This window comes from Pseudomonas sp. DSP3-2-3 (genome assembly GCF_049898225.1).
Taxonomy (GTDB): domain Bacteria; phylum Pseudomonadota; class Gammaproteobacteria; order Pseudomonadales; family Pseudomonadaceae; genus Aquipseudomonas.
The window spans coordinates 16,951-33,250 of sequence record NZ_JAFCXH010000043.1 but is presented as its reverse complement, the minus strand read 5'-3'; the positions used below and the strand labels follow the sequence as shown (position 1 = coordinate 33,250).

At 55.9% G+C, this 16,300-nt stretch carries 16 protein-coding genes and 2 pseudogenes; 6 read left to right on the top strand and 12 right to left on the bottom strand.

The annotated features are described in order from the left end of the window. Window positions 1-531 precede the first annotated feature (531 nt). Window positions 532-741, top strand: coding sequence for a DUF6124 family protein (locus ACP7E4_RS28190; RefSeq protein ID WP_426119183.1), 210 nt, complete (start codon window positions 532-534; stop codon window positions 739-741). 268 nt (window positions 742-1,009) lie between these two features. Beyond that, entirely contained in the window at window positions 1,010-1,162 is a 153-nt protein-coding gene (locus ACP7E4_RS28185) for a DUF2599 domain-containing protein (RefSeq protein ID WP_426119185.1), read from the top strand. A gap of 251 nt (window positions 1,163-1,413) precedes the next feature. Here ACP7E4_RS28185 and ACP7E4_RS28180 read toward each other — a convergent pair whose 3' ends face one another. From ACP7E4_RS28180 to ACP7E4_RS28160, 5 genes are all read right to left on the bottom strand, one after another. Beyond that, window positions 1,414-1,641, bottom strand: coding sequence for an EF-hand domain-containing protein (locus tag ACP7E4_RS28180; RefSeq protein ID WP_426119187.1), 228 nt, complete (start codon window positions 1,639-1,641; stop codon window positions 1,414-1,416). A gap of 203 nt (window positions 1,642-1,844) precedes the next feature. Continuing rightward, entirely contained in the window at window positions 1,845-3,014 is a 1,170-nt protein-coding gene (locus ACP7E4_RS28175; protein WP_426119189.1) for a betaine/proline/choline family ABC transporter ATP-binding protein, read from the bottom strand. Further along, on the bottom strand, window positions 3,011-3,664 hold the full coding sequence (locus ACP7E4_RS28170) for an ABC transporter permease (protein ID WP_426119191.1): 654 nt from the start codon (window positions 3,662-3,664) through the stop codon (window positions 3,011-3,013). Before ACP7E4_RS28170 ends, ACP7E4_RS28175 begins: the two co-directional genes overlap by 4 nt. Window positions 3,665-3,677: 13 nt before the next feature. Next, window positions 3,678-4,571 (bottom strand): glycine betaine ABC transporter substrate-binding protein, encoded by an 894-nt coding sequence (locus ACP7E4_RS28165; RefSeq protein ID WP_426119193.1) that lies wholly within the window; start codon window positions 4,569-4,571, stop codon window positions 3,678-3,680. Between the two features lie 15 nt (window positions 4,572-4,586). Further along, window positions 4,587-5,300, bottom strand: a complete 714-nt coding sequence (locus ACP7E4_RS28160; RefSeq protein WP_426119195.1) for an ABC transporter permease — start codon at window positions 5,298-5,300, stop codon at window positions 4,587-4,589. Between the two features lie 335 nt (window positions 5,301-5,635). Here ACP7E4_RS28160 and ACP7E4_RS28155 point away from each other — a divergent pair, with 335 nt between their 5' ends. Beyond that, a complete protein-coding gene (locus ACP7E4_RS28155; RefSeq protein WP_426119197.1) occupies window positions 5,636-7,219 on the top strand; it encodes a peptide chain release factor 3 in 1,584 nt (527 codons plus the stop codon). Window positions 7,220-7,365: 146 nt separating this feature from the next. Here the strand turns inward: ACP7E4_RS28155 and ggt are convergent, their stop codons facing one another. From ggt to ACP7E4_RS28135, 4 genes are all read right to left on the bottom strand, one after another. After that, complete coding sequence (ggt, locus tag ACP7E4_RS28150; protein WP_426119199.1) at window positions 7,366-9,033, bottom strand: gamma-glutamyltransferase; 1,668 nt, start codon at window positions 9,031-9,033, stop codon at window positions 7,366-7,368. 113 nt (window positions 9,034-9,146) lie between these two features. Continuing rightward, window positions 9,147-10,043, bottom strand: a complete 897-nt coding sequence (locus tag ACP7E4_RS28145; protein WP_426119201.1) for an NAD-dependent epimerase/dehydratase family protein — start codon at window positions 10,041-10,043, stop codon at window positions 9,147-9,149. A 241-nt stretch (window positions 10,044-10,284) separates the two neighbouring features. After that, window positions 10,285-11,181, bottom strand: a complete 897-nt coding sequence (locus ACP7E4_RS28140; RefSeq protein WP_426119203.1) for a LysR substrate-binding domain-containing protein — start codon at window positions 11,179-11,181, stop codon at window positions 10,285-10,287. A 63-nt stretch (window positions 11,182-11,244) separates the two neighbouring features. Then, window positions 11,245-12,009, bottom strand: a complete 765-nt coding sequence (locus ACP7E4_RS28135) for a sulfite exporter TauE/SafE family protein (protein ID WP_426119205.1) — start codon at window positions 12,007-12,009, stop codon at window positions 11,245-11,247. 105 nt (window positions 12,010-12,114) lie between these two features. Here ACP7E4_RS28135 and ACP7E4_RS28130 point away from each other — a divergent pair, with 105 nt between their 5' ends. The 3 genes and pseudogenes from ACP7E4_RS28130 to ACP7E4_RS28120 all read left to right on the top strand — a co-directional run bounded on the left by ACP7E4_RS28130 (window position 12,115) and on the right by ACP7E4_RS28120 (window position 13,893). Further along, window positions 12,115-13,050 carry a LysR substrate-binding domain-containing protein gene (locus ACP7E4_RS28130; RefSeq protein WP_426119207.1) on the top strand — a complete coding sequence of 312 codons (936 nt, stop codon included), beginning with the start codon at window positions 12,115-12,117 and terminating at the stop codon, window positions 13,048-13,050. Between the two features lie 39 nt (window positions 13,051-13,089). Then, window positions 13,090-13,290: pseudogene (locus tag ACP7E4_RS28125) on the top strand (cupin domain-containing protein); the annotation flags it as partial. A 258-nt stretch (window positions 13,291-13,548) separates the two neighbouring features. Then, a complete protein-coding gene (locus tag ACP7E4_RS28120) occupies window positions 13,549-13,893 on the top strand; it encodes a cupin domain-containing protein (protein ID WP_426119209.1) in 345 nt (114 codons plus the stop codon). A gap of 47 nt (window positions 13,894-13,940) precedes the next feature. Here the strand turns inward: ACP7E4_RS28120 and ACP7E4_RS28115 are convergent. The 3 genes and pseudogenes from ACP7E4_RS28115 to ACP7E4_RS28105 all read right to left on the bottom strand — a co-directional run. Then, window positions 13,941-14,125 (bottom strand): annotated as a pseudogene (locus ACP7E4_RS28115) (integrase); the annotation flags it as partial. Window positions 14,126-14,334: 209 nt separating this feature from the next. Continuing rightward, window positions 14,335-14,748, bottom strand: a complete 414-nt coding sequence (locus tag ACP7E4_RS28110) for a hypothetical protein (protein ID WP_426119211.1) — start codon at window positions 14,746-14,748, stop codon at window positions 14,335-14,337. A gap of 476 nt (window positions 14,749-15,224) precedes the next feature. After that, window positions 15,225-16,241 carry a hypothetical protein gene (locus ACP7E4_RS28105; protein WP_426119213.1) on the bottom strand — a complete coding sequence of 339 codons (1,017 nt, stop codon included), beginning with the start codon at window positions 16,239-16,241 and terminating at the stop codon, window positions 15,225-15,227. Window positions 16,242-16,300: the final 59 nt, after the last annotated feature.

Sequence of the window (16,300 nt, the reverse complement as noted above, 5' to 3'; positions counted from 1 at the left end):
TGGTGAAGGGGTGGGACGAAGTCTCCAACGGTCTGTACTGGTATGAGTCAGAAGCTAGGCTTTTAGTCCCACCCACCCCTTCAAGTCTAAACATACAAGCGAGGCTTGCCCGCGAAGGTCATTGAGGTGCAGCAGACACACCGCATGATCGTTCTTCGCGGGCAAGCCGCGCTCCTACGGGACCGGTTTTCATACAAAAAATGTCACGATTGCGAAGGACCGCTCTGTATCTCTTGAGTGAAGTTTCCTAGACACTCCAACCCCGCTTGCGCCTGCCAATTTCTGCAACTAGCCTGCGCCCTGCCATTGAAAATTCAGTGGTCGGGTGTGAGAACCCGGTTGTTCAGTAGGCGCATAGTCCGACAGGTCATCATCGATTTTTTCCGATGATGGATGATTTATGGCGGCTGTGTGCAGGCAGACTTCGGTCTGGCCGGGGCGCCTACTACCGGTTTCTCACCCTGCTCATAGCTGCCACCTTTTTCGTGTGAGAACGACAAGGGCGGCTTCCGGACTTGTAGGATCAACACAATGACTAAAGTTACTCCCAGCTCGCCCCACAACCTCGAAGAAAACCTGACGCGGGTATCAGAACTGTTGCGTTGCGCAGCAGCCACCGCCTACGAAACCTGCGACCAACTCAGCGGCCAGAAACGCGACCTGGCGTGTTCGGTCATGCACCTGGTCGAGATGGCACAGGGTCTGGTTGAGCGATCGTTGACGAGCGTCGAAGCCCGGTAAAAGCGGACAGATCTACGTAGAACCTGTGGGAGCTTCTATACCTGGAGGCAACCCCCAGACACCACAGATGTGTTGTCTGAACCGACGTCTTCCCGGATAAATCCGGTCCCACAGGATCGCGCCGATTTCGACATCGTGGGAGTGAATTTATTCGCGAAAATGGCCAGACACCCATGCATGTGCGTTGGCCAGAGTTCCGCCTTCCCGGATATGCAGGTAACGCACTAAATATGGCAACGATCCGCGCTGGAAACCGGATAACGGCAGCATGGAACGACAATTCACCTGCCAGATGGAGTGGAGCGGCGACGATAACGGTAAAAAGATCTTCACCCGTGACAAACCCACCTGGAACATAGAACCCGCGCGCCCGGTCGCTTCCTGGGATGAAGTCTTTAAACAAGGATGCAATCCTTACTAATGCAAGGTGAAAACCATTGATGATCGGTGCCATTCCACACGGGATCGTACCGACCATCCAGGTACCGTTTTTACTATCGCCCTAGCTGGAAAAATACTTAACGGCTCGATTGCTCGACCTGTCCACACACTGTATAGCAATCGACCTGACACACCGCTACGCGGCCGTCGTAACCTCCGAACGTTCCCACAATTTCGATATCGGCGCGATAGAACGGCGCTCCAACGAATTGCTAGCGCAGCGCTATCGCCCTACGCGTCCAGATCATTTTCATAATCGGCCAGGAACTCCTCCCAACTGATTTCATCGTTTTTGTCCGGGTCAACCTCAGCGAGCAGTTGCTTGAGGTCTTCAGGCGTCAGGAAATCCGCAATGGCAGTGGTGAATTCTTCAACCGTTAGTTTCCCATCGCCATTTTTGTCAAGCCTTTTGAAATCCGCGCGTACTCGCTCCAGCTGCGTTGCCGAAAGCTTACTCATGACTCACCTCGTCTTCAGTCCATTAATGGGAAGCAGGGCGACGGCTACGGTGAAGTACTGCCTTGTGTGGTTGAGGCTATGACCTGAGCACCTGCCTGTCTACTGGTAGCTATGACAGTTGACAGGCATCAATAAAGAGCTACCAGCGTGCGATCCAGAGACAAAAAAAACCGGCGCCGTTGCAGCGCCGGGCTTGATACAACTTAGTTACCCTGCGCTTCAGCCACAACGTCCGCCGGCGACGTAATACTCGTCTTTCCACCACGCGAACGCCCGGAACTCAGGTATTCGGCAATGGACTCCTGAGTCACTTCGCCGAGGAAGACATTTTCGGCATCCAGCACCGGCAGCCATGAGCGGTTGAACTCGTACATGCGCGACAGCAGGATGCGCAAGTGTTCGTCGAACGCAGCTGTGGCGTTGAACTCCCGGAGGAATTGCAGGCAGTTGCCGGTCTGGCGGTGCAGGTCGCGACGACGCACGTAGCCCATGGCTTTGTTTTCGCTGTCAGTGACAACGATGTAGCGACGGTCGTTTTCGTCCATGACTTCCAGCGCATCGGCGACCGGAGTTTCCGGGCTGACCGAAGGCGCGTTGTCGGCAGCGTCTTCAGCTTTGACCAGCAACAGGCGCTTGAGGGTGCTGTCCTGGCCGACGAAGCTCGACACAAACTCGTCTGCCGGATGCGCAAGCAAGGTGTCCGGGTGATCAATCTGGACCAGCTTGCCCGCACGGAAGATGGCAATCTTGTCGCCCAGCTTGATGGCTTCGTCGATGTCGTGGCTGACCATGATCACGGTCTTGTTCAGCGCGCGCTGCATCTCGAAGAATTCGTTCTGGATCATCTCGCGGTTGATCGGGTCGACCGCGCCGAACGGCTCGTCCATCAGCAGCAGCGGCGCGTCAGCGGCCAGGGCGCGGATCACGCCGATGCGCTGTTGTTGACCACCGGACAGTTCACGCGGGTAGCGATTCAGATACTGCTTGGGTTCCAGCTTGATCATGCTCATCAGTTCGCGAGCGCGGTCGTGGCACTTCTGTTTGTCCCAGCCCAGCAGGCGCGGAACAATCGTGATGTTTTCTTCGATGGTCATGTTCGGGAACAGACCGATCTGCTGGATCACGTAGCCGATGTTGCGACGCAGGGTCACTTCGTCCAGCCCGGTGGTGTCTTCGCCGTTGATCAACACCTTGCCGGAGGTCGGCATGATCAGGCGGTTGATCATTTTCAGCGTGGTGGACTTGCCGCAGCCCGAAGGGCCCAGAAAGACGCAGATCTCACCTTCGTTGACGGTCAGGCTTACCGAGTCGACGGCTTTGACTTCTTTGCCGTTGCTTTGAAAAATCTTGGTCAGGTTTTGAAGTTCGATCATTTGAGCAATCCTTTTGGAGTCAGCGTGCGTTGCAGCCATTGCAGAAGCAGGTCGGCGAAGATGGCCAGAAGACTGACCAGCACGGCGCCGACGATCAGCATCGACATATCGCTGCGGCTGATTGAAGCAAGAATAAGTACACCCAGACCGCCCGCGCCGATGGTGGCGGCGATGGTCATGACGCCGATGTTCATCACCACGGCGGTGCGCACGCCAGCGAGAATCACCGGCACGGCAATCGGCAGTTCAACCATGCGCAAGCGCTGGCCGAAGGTCATGCCGATGCCTTTGGCGGCTTCGCGAATACCCGGTTCGACGCCGGTCAGCGCCAGATAGGTGTTACGCATGATCGGCAACAGCGAGTACAGGAACACGGCAGTGATCGCTGGCATCGGGCCCAGGCCCTGGCCGAACCTGGAATAGAACGGCAGCAGCAGCCCGAACAGGGCAATCGACGGCACCGTCAGCAATACCGTGGCGCTGGCTTGCAGCGGTCCGGCGAGCGATGGAAAGCGCGTCATCAACACGCCCAGCGGCACACCAACGACGATGGCCAGGGTCACGGCGATCCCGACCAGGGTGATGTGCTGCCAGGTCAGCTGCAGGATCAGCGGCCAGTCCAGATGGGAGAAGGTACTTAAGAGATTCATGTCTTCTCCTTAATCAGTTCAATGGGTGCTGGCGCAGGAAATCTGCGGCAACAACAGAAGGGCTTTCGTGACCGACATCGATGCGAGCGTTGAGGTCGATCATGGTCTGGTTGTCCAGCAGATCCGCCAGCGGCTTGAGCAGCGTGGCAATTTCCGGGTGAGCATCCAGATATTCCTGACGAATCACCGGTGCAGCGGTGTAGTCCGGGAAGTAACGTTTGTCGTCCTGCAAGACTTTGAGCTTGAAGGCATTCAAACGGCCGTCGGTCGTGTAGACCAGGCCAGCGAAGACTTGCCCGTTACGCAGCGCGGTGTAGACCAGGCCAGCGTCCATCTGCCGGGTGTTTTCACGACCGAGATTCATGTCGTAATGCTTGACCATGCCAATCAAACCGTCGGAACGGTTGGCGAACTCGGTGTCCAGCGCTACGACATGATTCTCTTTGGCTTCGTCCTTGAGCACTTTCGTCAGGTCGGTCATGGTGTTGACCTGCGGGTACTTGTCAGCAATTTTCTGCGGCAAGGCCAGCGCGTAGGTGTTGTTGAATTTCGACGGCGAAAGCCAGACCAGGCCTTTTTTCGCGTCGAGTTCTTTCACCCGTGCGTAGGTTTGTTCGCTGTCGAGCTTCTCATCGACATGGTTGTAGGCCACCAGAGAAACGCCGGTGTATTCCCACAACAGGTCCAGCTGACCGCTTTCCTGTGCGCTACGCGCCAGGTTACTGCCCAGGCCACCGGTGATTTGCACGTCGTAGTTTTTGGTGCGCAAATATTGCGCGGTCAATTCAGCGAGCATGGTCTGCTCGGTAAATACCCGGGCGCCAATGCGCAGCAGCGGCTTATCCGCTGCCTGGGCAAATGCCGGGAACAGCAAGGCAAAGCCTAGAAACAAGCATAATTTTTTCATTGGTATTCCTTTCGCTCAGCGAGTCAGGCCGCGTTCCAGCCACATACGACTGGCGAATGTCACCAGGCCATCGAGCAGCAGCGCGAGCAAGGCGGTACACGCCGCGCCCAGCAGCAATTGCGGCTGATTGTTCAAGGCGATGCCGGGGAAAATCAGGCTGCCGAGGCTGTTGGCACCAATCAGGAAGGCCAATGGCGCGGTCCCGACGTTGATTGCCAGCGCCACACGCACACCACCGATGATGATCGGCACGGCATTGGGCAACTCGACACGCATCAGCACCTGGCTGGGCGTCATGCCGATACCGACGGCGGCTTCCTTGAGTGAACCCTGAACGTTTTTCAGGCCTTCGTAGGTGTTGCGCACGATGGGCAGCAACGAGGCCAGGAACAACGCGAAGATGGCAGGTCCGCTGCCAATCCCGAGGATACCCAGGGCGATGGCCAGAACCGCGAGAGGAGGAATGGTGTTACCAATGTTGAAGATCTGCATGAAGCGTTCGGCGCGGCCGACCATGCTCGGTCGACTGAGGGCAATGCCCGCCGGGATCCCGACCACAAGGGCCGCCAACATTGAAACCAGAACCAGAATCAGGTGAGCTTGCAGATAAAACAGCAGGTCATCCTGGTATTGCTTGATGGTACTTATGCCGATCCAGTGGATCAGCAGGGCCAGGAGTGCGATAACAACCGCACCTCCAATCAGCCCCTTGCCATAGCGATTAGCCACAGGCGGACTCCTTATTTCAGTCGGCGAACGCGTTGCCGTTGATCGACCATTGCCGGTGACCAAGGAATAACGTTCGCGAAGAGCAGCGGGTGGGTCGCCGTTGAGGATGAACCTCGGCGAAAACACAAGCCATTAGCGCAGCTTCGTCAAGCTAACTCGTTGATTTTGCAGACCCTGACGATGGCTGTATCAGGGGAGTGGACGTCACCACGACCTGAAAGGTTCCCACACAAGATAGTAATTGGCCACCGCGCATCGACTGAACGGTTCGGTTATTGCATCCAGATAGGCTATAATCTGCGCCCTTTTTTGACTCACCTGCCAGGCGATTTCCCATGACCCACCAGGCCGCCGAAGTCGCGAAACGCCGCACTTTCGCCATCATTTCCCACCCGGATGCGGGCAAAACCACCATCACCGAAAAGCTGCTGCTGATGGGCAAGGCCATTTCCATCGCCGGCACGGTGAAGTCTCGCAAGTCCGACCGCCATGCGACATCCGACTGGATGGAGATGGAGAAACAACGTGGTATTTCCATTACCACCTCGGTCATGCAGTTCCCGTATCGCGATCACATGATCAACCTGCTCGACACCCCGGGCCACGAAGACTTCTCGGAAGACACCTATCGCACCCTGACCGCAGTCGACTCGGCGCTGATGGTGCTCGATGGCGGTAAAGGCGTTGAGCCACGCACCATTGCCCTGATGGACGTCTGCCGTCTGCGCGACACGCCCATCGTCAGCTTCATCAACAAGCTGGACCGCGACATTCGTGACCCGATTGAATTGCTGGACGAGATCGAAGCCGTCCTGAAGATCAAGGCCGCGCCGATCACCTGGCCGATTGGTTGCTACCGCGACTTCAAGGGTGTTTACCACCTGGCCGACGACTACATCATTGTCTACACCGCCGGGCACGGTCATGAACGCACCGACGTCAAGATCATCGAAAAGCTCGATTCGGACGAAGCCCGCGCGCATCTGGGCGACGAGTACGATCGTTTCGTCGATCAACTGGAGCTGGTGCAGGGTGCTTGCCATGAATTCAACCAGGAAGAGTTCATCAACGGTCAGCTGACCCCGGTGTTCTTCGGGACGGCGCTGGGCAACTTCGGTGTCGATCACGTGCTGGATGCGGTGGTGAACTGGGCCCCGATGCCGTTGGCGCGGGTCGCCAACGAGCGCACTGTCGAGCCAACCGAAGAGAAGTTCACCGGTTTCGTGTTCAAGATCCAGGCGAACATGGACCCCAAGCACCGCGACCGGATCGCGTTCATGCGTATCTGTTCGGGCCGCTACGACAAGGGCATGAAAATGCGTCATGTGCGTCTGGGCAAGGAAGTGCGAATTGGCGATGCGCTGACGTTCTTCTCTTCAGAGCGGGAAATGCTCGAAGAAGCCTACGCCGGCGACATCATCGGCCTGCACAACCACGGCACGATCCAGATCGGCGACACCTTCACCGAAGGCGAAAACCTCGGCTTCACCGGCATCCCGCACTTCGCCCCGGAACTGTTCCGTCGCGTGCGGCTGAAAGATCCGCTCAAGTCCAAGCAATTGCGTCAGGGCCTGCAGCAACTGGCCGAAGAAGGCGCCACGCAGGTGTTCTTCCCGCTGCGCAGCAATGACATCATCCTCGGCGCCGTGGGTGTGCTGCAGTTCGATGTGGTCGCCAGCCGCTTGAAGGAAGAATACAAAGTCGAATGCGCCTACGAGCCGATCACCGTGTGGTCTGCGCGCTGGATCGAATGTGCGGACAAGAAGAAGCTCGAAGAGTTTGAAGTCAAGGCCGTGGAAAACCTCGCGCTGGACGGCGGCGGTCACCTGACCTACCTCGCGCCAACACGGGTCAACCTGGCCTTGATGGAAGAGCGCTGGGCGGACGTTAAATTCCGCGCAACGCGTGAGCATCATTAAGTAAAAGCACCGCTCCCACTTCAGATCGCATTTCTGTTGTGGGACCGGCTTTAGCCGGGAAGGCGTCGGTTCAGACAATACGTCTGGCGCCTGGCGGTTGCCCCCGGACATAGAATCTCCAACGGGGGCCGGCGTGCCAATGACGCTTACTTCACCACCATCCCCACACCCCTGCCCCGTGGATCGGACGCTGTCTCCAGCTTCGTGCCATCAATCCTGATCGCCTGCACATTGCCCATCTCCCAGCCCTGATCCTCCAGCTTGTAGCCCATGGCCTTGAGGTCTTCGGCAGGCTTGCCGGTCAGTGGCGCGTAGGCGTCGTAGTAAATGGTGTCCTTGGGCAGCAACTGATGATGCACCCGTTGCGCGCCAACGGCTTCCTTCAATGGCAGCTTGTAGTCATAAATATTGTTCAGCACCTGAAAGATCGACGTGAAAATCCGCGAGCCGCCCGGCGTGCCCAGCACCAGCGTCACTTCGCCGTCGCGGGTCACCAGGCTCGGGCTCATGGACGACAACATGCGCTTGCCCGGTTCGATGGCATTGGCGCTGCCACCGACCACACCAAAGGCATTGGCCACGCCCGGTTTGGAGCTGAAGTCGTCCATTTCGTCGTTGAGCAGGAAACCCGCGCCTTTGACGATAACGCCGCTGCCGTAATCCCAGTTCAGGGTGTAGGTGTTGCTGACCGCGTTGCCTTGTTTGTCGACGATGGAGAAGTGCGTGGTCTGATGCGGCTCAAGGCCGGGCTTGATGTTTGCCGTGGGTGAAATGGCCGTCGGGTTGATCTCGTGGGCGCGCTTGGCGAGGTACGCCTCATCGATCAATTCGTTGACCGGCACCTTGGAGAATTCCGGATCGCCGAGGTAATCAGCCCGGTCAGCAAACACCCGTTTTTCGATTTCCGCCAGCAGATGGATATAGCGCGCCGAGTTGAGTTCGACGCCCTTGAAGTCATCGGCGCGCTGCTCCTTGATGCCGATCAACTGCGCCAATGCGACACCGCCGGAGCTGGGCAAAGGCGCGGTGTACAACGTGTTGCCACGCCAGTTGACGTGCAGCGGCTTGCGCCAGACGGCTTTGTAATCCGCCAGATCCTGTTTGCTGATCAGCCCGTTATCGCGCTGCATTTGCGCCACCAGCAGGTCAGCGGTCTGGCCGCCGTAGAACTCTTGTGCGCCCTTGTCGGCGATGCGTTCCAGGGTTTTGGCCAGCTCCGGCTGACGCAGGGTTTCACCGACTTTCATGTTGCCGAAGTAATCGTTGAAATTGGTCGTGCCGTTGAACAGTTGCAGAGCCTCCTGGCGATACATGTATTGCTTTTCGGCGACCTTGAAGCCGTTCTGCGCGTAGCCGATAGCCGGGGTCAACAGCTCGGACCAAGGCAACTTGCCAAACTTCTGATGCGCCTCCCACAAGCCCATTACCGTACCCGGCACGCCTACTGCGCGGGCGCCGACCAGGCTCATGTTTTCGATGACTTCGCCTTTCTCGTTCAGGTACATGTTGCGCGAGGCGGCCTTCGGCGCGGTTTCCCGGTAATCGAGAAAATACGGTTTGCCGTCCATGAACAGGGTCATGAAACCGCCGCCGCCGATGTTCCCCGCTTCGGGATAAGTCACCGCCAGAGTGAAGGCCGTCGCCACCGCAGCGTCCACGGCATTGCCGCCTTTCTTGAGAATCTGTGCCGCGACTTCCGCGCCGTATTGGTCCGGCGAAGCCACCGCGCCGCCTTCCAGAGTCACGGCGAACGCCGCAGACGAGCTGACAATGGCCACAGACAAAGCCAGTGTCTTGAACATGACGAGTCGCATAGCGCTTCCTTATTATTTGCAGAACTGACGGCACTGATTAATGACCAGGAATGGCACAAACGCAAACGGCCACCCGAAGGTGGCCGCTTTTTGGCAATTGCGCGTCGCAGGTCTTATACAACCAGCTCGTCGCGGATCCAGTCGGTGACCGACGTGCGCTTCGGCACCCAGCCCAGCAGTTCGCGAGCATGCTTGCCGCGCACGCGACTGTTGGAACCCAGGCCGTAGTTGGCCATTTCGTAGCCCCATTCGGCTTCGGCATCCTTGAGCGGCCAGTCCTGCACCACGGCCAGGCCCAGCGCCTTGGCGATGGCGTTGCTCATGTCGACAAATGCCGCCTCGCCACTTTCGACGAAATAGAACGTACCGGCCGGGGTTTTCTCCAGCGCCAGCGCGTACAGCTCGACCACATCTTCGATATGCACGTTGGACCAGATGTTCGCGCCCGGACCGACGTGACGCATGATGCTGCTTTTGCGCGCCTGCTTGATCAATCGCGGCAACTGCACGCTGTCGCGCTTCACGCCCAGACTGTGACCGTAGATCAAGGTGTTGCAGATCACTGCCGAGCGCACGCCTTGTCTGGCGGCATCAAGCACCAGGTTGTCGATGGCAACGCGCGCGGCCTTGTCGGTGGTCGGCTCCGGCAATTGGCCTTCGTAATAAATGACATCACTGCCCTTGCCGCCGGATGCATCGCCGACAATGCTCGAACCGCTGGTGTGCAGAAACGGCTTGTTCGAACCCTTGAGCCCTTCGATCAACGCTTCGACCGCGCCGCGATGGTCGCTGTTGGCGGCGTTAATCACGCCATCGGCTTTGCGCGCCTGTTCGGTGAGCAACGCGCTGTCGTCCAGCGTGCCAACGACCGGCGTAATACCCAGCGCGGTCATTTCTTCAGCCTGTTCGGCGCTACGCACCAGACCGGTAACCTGATGACCCTTCTTGACCAGACCGGTAGCAATGGAGCCACCGATGAAACCGGCGGCGCCTGTAATGAATACGTTCATGGTGACTCCCAAGGTTGCGATGAATGATGGGATCAGTATCGGTTGCGGATTCATGTTGAAAAAGGCGGGGCTGGTGAAATGACTTTTGCGCTAAAGACACGAATCACGCTCTTGTGGGAGCGAGCTTGCTCGCGAAGCAATGTCAGACGCTGAATCTCTGCCGGATCTACTTACCCTTCGCGAGCAAGCTCGCTCCCACAGGGATCTGTCTACCGGATCGCGGCACGGAAACGAGCGCCACCTACCCCGCGTACCCCGCCATTTTCTGCTGAATAAAATCCAGAAAACACTGAATACGCAACGCCAGCTGCGAGTTGCGGTAATACACGGCGTTGATCGGTTGGCGATAGCCGGTGTTGGCGTCGGGCAGGATGATCTTGAGCCGACCCAGGCGAATGTCTTCATGGGTCATGAAGTGCGACAGACACACAATACCCTCGCCCGCCAGCGCCAGTTGGCGCAAGGTTTCGCCACTGGACGCGGCGATGGCCGTCTGGATAAACAGTCGATCACCTTCAGCATGGCGCAGCGGCCAGTGGTTGAGGGTTTCGGTCTGGGTGAAACCCAACAGCACGTGCCCGGCCAGGGTTTCGACGCTGCCTGGCGTGCCATGTTTTTTCAGATAGGCCGGGCTGGCGAGGATGTTCAGCGGGCTGCTGCCCAGCGAGCGGGCGTGCAGGGTTGAATCCGCCAAGGCGCCGATACGAATGGCGACATCGGTGCTTTGCTCCAGCAGATCGATAATCAGATCGTTGCTGTTGAGCTCAAGCTGGATGTCCGGATAAAGCTCGCGAAACTCGGCGACATAAGGCACCACCGAATGCAGCATGAACGGCGACGCCGCGTTGATCCGCAAGCGTCCGGCGGGCGCCTGCTGGCGCAGGGAAAGCCGCTCCTCCAGGTCCTCCATCTGCGCCAGGATCAGCCTGGCACGTTCGAGAAAGAATTTGCCTTCTTCGGTCAGGTCCATGCGCCGCGTGGTGCGGTTGATCAGCGTGGTTTCCAGCTTGGTTTCAAGGCGCGACAAGGTCCGACTGATGGCCGAAGGCGTTTGTCCGACCTGTTCGGCCGCAGCGGAAATCGTCCCGCACTCGATCACCGAGATAAACACCTGCAATTCATCGGAGCGCGCTTTCATTGTTGTTCTCCACTCAAAACAGCCTGGATATTAGCGCTATTCAGGACAACAAAGCATGCCGATTCATCCACCGATCAATAGATGCAAACCCAGCGCGCCCATGCCCGTGAAAAATACCCGTTTGAACAGTTGCGCGCTGATGCGCTGGCGCAACCATTGGCCGAGCCACATGCCGAGCAACGCTGGAATCAGCGCCAGCAGTGACGCCCCGAGCTCACTGCCGCCCAAGGCATTGTTCCAGAACAGCCCACCGGCCAGCGCCAGGGTAGAAACGGTAAATGACAGGCCCAACGCTTGCACCAGTTGATTGCGCTCCAGCCCGAGCGCCTGAAGATACGGCACCGCCGGAATGACAAAGACCCCGGTCGCCGAGGTGATGATGCCGGTAAGCAACCCACAAATCGGCCCCAGCCAGGTTTCATGTCGGGCCGGAATACGCAGCGTCGGCAGGAACAGCCCGCTCAAGGCATACAGTAACAACGCCGCGCCCAGCGCTCGGGTCATCGAATGCCCGCCGCTCATGCCGACGCCGATCGAACCCAGTCCGGTGCCCATCACAATCATCAACAGCAGCGGCCACAGGCGCCGAATCAGCACGCGCAATTGCCCGCCCGCACCCAGTTGCCAGAGATTGGTCAAGGTCGACGGGATGATCAATAACGCGGCTGCCTGCGCCGGAAGCATAGCCAGCCCGAGCAATCCCATCGCGACTGTCGGCAAGCCCAGGCCAATGACGCCCTTGACCGTGCCGGCCAGCAAAAAGGTGCCCATCACCAGAGCCGACAAGGCCCAGCCGAGTGCCTGGTAGTGTTGGATAATTTCATTCATGGGCCTATGCTGACCCGAACCGGGGGCTTTGAAAATCTGTCATGCATTGAGCCAGCCTCAAGCCTGGACAGAGGCTGAAATTATTGCGCACGTTAAAGGCTGACCATGCACGTCGATCTGATTGATCTGCGACTTTTTTTAAACGTGCTCGAAAGCGGTAATATCACCGCCGGGGCCGCCAGCAGCCATTTATCCCTGGCCTCGGCCAGCGCCAGGATTCGCGGCCTGGAAGCCTCGCTGAACATTGCCCTGCTCGAACGCGGTCGTCGCGGCGTGACACCGACCCCGGCAGGCAAGGCGCTGGCCCAGCATGCCCGGCTGATACTGCAACAGGTCGAGCGCATGCAGTTTGATCTCGCCGATTACGCCAAAGGCTTCAAGGGCCAGGTACGCTTGCTGTGCAATACCTCAACGCTGAGTGAGCACCTGCCGGAAGTGCTGGCGGATTTTCTGGTCAGTCATCCCAACATCGATATCGAAGTCGAGGAACATCCAAGCCTGCGCATCCTGCACGCGGTGCGCCACGGGACGGCGGACATCGGCATTATTTCCGACGCTGTCGATGCCAGCGACCTGCAGACCCGGCCGTTCCGTGCCGACCCGTTGGCGGTGATCATGCCGCTGGACCATCCATTGCAGGATCAGCCCACCCTGAGCTTCAACCAGCTTCTGGATTACGAGTTTGTCGGTTTGGCCGTCAACAGCGCCATGGCGATTTACCTCGAAGGCCAGGCGCTGCACGCCGGAAAACGCCTGCGCATCCGGGTGCGTGCTGAAGGCTTCGCTGCTGCGATCAGGATGGTTGCCCGTGGCGCCGGGCTGGGCATCGTCCCGCAAGCCGCCATCGAACGCTGGCAAGGAGAACGGCAGTTCAAAAGCATCGCGTTGACTGACCCATGGGCCGACCGAAAACTGCTGCTATGCGCCGTGGATTTCGCGGCGCTGCCGGGTTACGCCAGGGCGTTGCTGGAGGTTTTGAGCTGCGCTTCTGGATACCCCGATGTCGAGCACAGACAACTGAGCGGCAACCAACCGCCCTAAGGTAGCCGAGCGATTTTCGCCCATACCCTGGAGCTGTCCATGTCTACGCCGATTACTGTCCTGCGCGATACCCACCCGCTGCCGGTGCTGGATGCCTGCAAATGGGAAAAACTCGAAGGCGATCCACACACTGTCAACCTCAACGCCTACACGTCCGAAGACGGCAGCAAGATCATGGGCACCTGGATCTGCACGCCGGGCAAATGGCGGGTGGATTACGTGAAGTGGGAATACTGCCATTGAGATCACCGGCTTCATAACAGAGCATGGACATTTGCTCAAAGCCTTGTAGTCAAAGGGTTTAACCCCTCAGCTCCGTATGTCCATGCCTAGCAAAAAAAATTTATACAAAACTCTTTTTATTGCCCTTTCACGTATCGAAAGCTTTCCTAGCATCAGTTGACCTGCGTTTTTAGACACATCAATGTCGACAATAGACCCCCTCCGCTGAGCAGAGCACATTACCTTAGCAGCTCATCCAATCTACTCGGTGTTTACATGTCCCAACCAATAATTGTCTTACGAGATACTCATCCCCTGCCAGTTCTCGACGCCTGCAAATGGGAAAAACTGGAAGGTGACCCGCACACAGTCAACCTCAATGCATACACCAGCAACGATGGCAGCAAGATCATGGGCACCTGGATTTGCACACCAGGCAAGTGGTACGTCGAGTATGTGAAGTGGGAATACTGTGATTTTCGCGAGGGTTACTGCATCATTACTCCTGAGGGCAAGGAGCCTATCCATTTGAAAGCCGGCGATATATTCATCGTAGAGCCTGGAATGAAAGGAACTTGGGAAGTTGTTGAGACAGTACGGAAATACTTTGTATTCGCTTGATCACATAAATTAATCAATTCTTGAACAGCGTATAGAAAGCCTTAGAATGCACGAAGCTTGCTGTCGATTGCTAAATCGAGAGGGCTAGAGCCCTCAAGTTCTGGGCAAGCTCAAGCCTGATCCTGATCCTGATCCTGATGCCGCAGATTTCACGCAAGCGGGGCGGGGGGTTGTGACCGCCCAGTTTGCCCTTATTCCAAGGCTGATATGAGGAAGTGGTTTTTGCATTCATGTCATCAACTCCGTTGGCGGAGGTCTAAAGCGTTGTGCAAGAAGGGGCGGCAGTCGGCCTATAGCTGCCGCTCGCCCTGTAAATTGCCAACCTGTAAAGAAACCCACAGCGTGACATCATCCAGCCCATCGCCTCAGTGATAGGGTTGATGCTACGTTTAAATCGCTTCCTATATAAACAGGGGCCTGTACCAAGCCCTTTCCGTGCACTCACGAGAACGTGCTAAGCACTGCGATTACGACTCCCAGTCCACCAACTGCTCTACCACGGCCGAGTTTGTTGAGAGCTATCAGGGCAAAGTACAGCGGTCTGAGGATTAAGAAGTTCACTGCTGTAACCCAGTAAAACCACAGATATGTACGGATGTTCATGAGCGACGTAACACTGTTTGCCTTGAACTCCTCAGGAGTTATAAATTGAGGTCCTTTTTGCACCTCGCGGAAAGCACCACGCGCCAACTTTGAAATGGTTGTTAACTCCTTGAGGTATAGAGTTTGAATTGCTTCACACTCCCCGACCTGCTTGCCAATGGCCACTTCCAAGACCGTAGATAATCGAGGTCGCCAAATCTCTATTATTGCCAAAATTATACCAATTACGCCGAAAAACATGCTTGCAGACATTTCTGCAACACTCCTATTGTTATGGTTATTTTCGAGTCTTGAGATGATGCTATCGCAGCCGGCTTAATGGTGTAAAGGGGAATCGGGCTTGACACTTCCCGGAAGTTGCATATACAAAGTTTCCAAATCATCTTTCTAACTTTATATTTCCCACAGAAATCAGGCTTTTTGGCTGATCTACTACCCTCGGCGTACGCGAGGAAAAATTGCACAAATAATTTTTCAGTAGACACCGGATCGGGTGAAGGGCGGCTGGGCATAGGGGAGTTGGCAGAACGATGCCCCTCTGGCCCGTCAGATAATGATGCCTTCTGGTTAAATTCGAAAATCATCCTAAGTACCTCATTCCTGATCGCCAGCTTTTTGTCGATAGTCAACGCTCGCGAGTGGCGAATTCCGACCCAAAGCAGTTATTCATTACGTCGAGTAAATTAGCTAGCATAAAAGATAAGTTGAGTTAACTGATATATAAAAATTTATACATCAACGATAAATTCCAAGGTGCGGGCAACTTTTGCAACTTTCTCTGCCAATGTCTGGGTATCACTAAAGTCGATATAGCGAGAACACATCCCGTCAGAAGTGCTTGATAGCTTGTAGCCTAAATTTATGCATTGGTGAGGGGTTAAGGCAGTAAAAGCTGCTAGTTCTGCATGTTTGCTAGAACTCAGCCCTTCGTAATCACCTGCGAAAATAATCGCTTTATATGGCCGGTTCTGCTCAATTCCTTTGGGGAAGCTGAGGATAGGTACAGTGACACAACGAACCCGCAGACTTTTAAAATTATCGATTACGGCATCATTGTGACTGTCTTTCTTTCCTCCCGTCAAAATAATAACCGGAGGGCTCTGCCATATCTTGAAATCTTCGTGATGATCACAAAGCTCTCTGCTATAAACAGATTTGATAAATAGCTTTCCTAGATCTGTAATGCCTTCAGGCTTAATTAGCCCTAGTTGGCGCAGAATCTCAACTGAAAGAGATCTAATTACGCCAAGCTTATGATTATTAAATATGTCACTTTGTGCTAGGAGCCCGTATCCGTGCTTCGGGATCAGCTCATTTTTAGTCGCTATGTGTGCGAGCCTTAACAGCTCTAGGTCTTCATGAGCAAGCTGCTTGAGCGAAAGCATGAAATGGCGGCGATATTCTTTATCTAGGGAGCCAAATTTTAATGTAATTGTTAATTGCGCATAAGCCTCAGCCTTATTACTATCGCTATCATTCACACAAGCCTGCAGCAGATCGGCGAACTCAATATCTGTGGCTAACTCATTGGCAATCGCATAGTCTGTAGTCGATATACAATTGACCAATGCCTTGCAATAGCGGCTTATGCGAATTTCTTTTTGTTCGTCATGAAATTCACGCAAGTGCTTTATAATGGTCGCGGGCTTGTCTAGTCCAGGAATTAATTCTGCGAGTTTTAATCCATGTTTTTCGGCCTTTCTCAGAAAGCTAAGGCTTTCTTTCTTATCCTTGTTAGCTGTCATGCTTCCTCTCAAATTGTTTTTTGACGCGACTACCACTATACACTTGTAGTTAATATTTA

Excerpts from the sequence above, each read along its gene's own strand:
- ACP7E4_RS28190 (WP_426119183.1), top strand. The coding sequence starts at position 532 with ATGACTAAAGTTACTCCCAGCTCGCCCCACAACCTCGAAGAAAACCTG.
- ACP7E4_RS28185 (WP_426119185.1), top strand. The coding sequence starts at position 1,010 with ATGGAACGACAATTCACCTGCCAGATGGAGTGGAGCGGCGACGATAAC.
- ACP7E4_RS28180 (WP_426119187.1), bottom strand. The coding sequence starts at position 1,641 with ATGAGTAAGCTTTCGGCAACGCAGCTGGAGCGAGTACGCGCGGATTTC.
- ACP7E4_RS28175 (WP_426119189.1), bottom strand. The coding sequence starts at position 3,014 with ATGATCGAACTTCAAAACCTGACCAAGATTTTTCAAAGCAACGGCAAA.
- ACP7E4_RS28170 (WP_426119191.1), bottom strand. The coding sequence starts at position 3,664 with ATGAATCTCTTAAGTACCTTCTCCCATCTGGACTGGCCGCTGATCCTG.
- ACP7E4_RS28165 (WP_426119193.1), bottom strand. The coding sequence starts at position 4,571 with ATGAAAAAATTATGCTTGTTTCTAGGCTTTGCCTTGCTGTTCCCGGCA.
- ACP7E4_RS28155 (WP_426119197.1), top strand. The coding sequence starts at position 5,636 with ATGACCCACCAGGCCGCCGAAGTCGCGAAACGCCGCACTTTCGCCATC.
- ggt (WP_426119199.1), bottom strand. The coding sequence starts at position 9,033 with ATGCGACTCGTCATGTTCAAGACACTGGCTTTGTCTGTGGCCATTGTC.
- ACP7E4_RS28145 (WP_426119201.1), bottom strand. The coding sequence starts at position 10,043 with ATGAACGTATTCATTACAGGCGCCGCCGGTTTCATCGGTGGCTCCATT.
- ACP7E4_RS28140 (WP_426119203.1), bottom strand. The coding sequence starts at position 11,181 with ATGAAAGCGCGCTCCGATGAATTGCAGGTGTTTATCTCGGTGATCGAG.
- ACP7E4_RS28135 (WP_426119205.1), bottom strand. The coding sequence starts at position 12,009 with ATGAATGAAATTATCCAACACTACCAGGCACTCGGCTGGGCCTTGTCG.
- ACP7E4_RS28130 (WP_426119207.1), top strand. The coding sequence starts at position 12,115 with ATGCACGTCGATCTGATTGATCTGCGACTTTTTTTAAACGTGCTCGAA.
- ACP7E4_RS28120 (WP_426119209.1), top strand. The coding sequence starts at position 13,549 with ATGTCCCAACCAATAATTGTCTTACGAGATACTCATCCCCTGCCAGTT.
- ACP7E4_RS28110 (WP_426119211.1), bottom strand. The coding sequence starts at position 14,748 with ATGTCTGCAAGCATGTTTTTCGGCGTAATTGGTATAATTTTGGCAATA.
- ACP7E4_RS28105 (WP_426119213.1), bottom strand. The coding sequence starts at position 16,241 with ATGACAGCTAACAAGGATAAGAAAGAAAGCCTTAGCTTTCTGAGAAAG.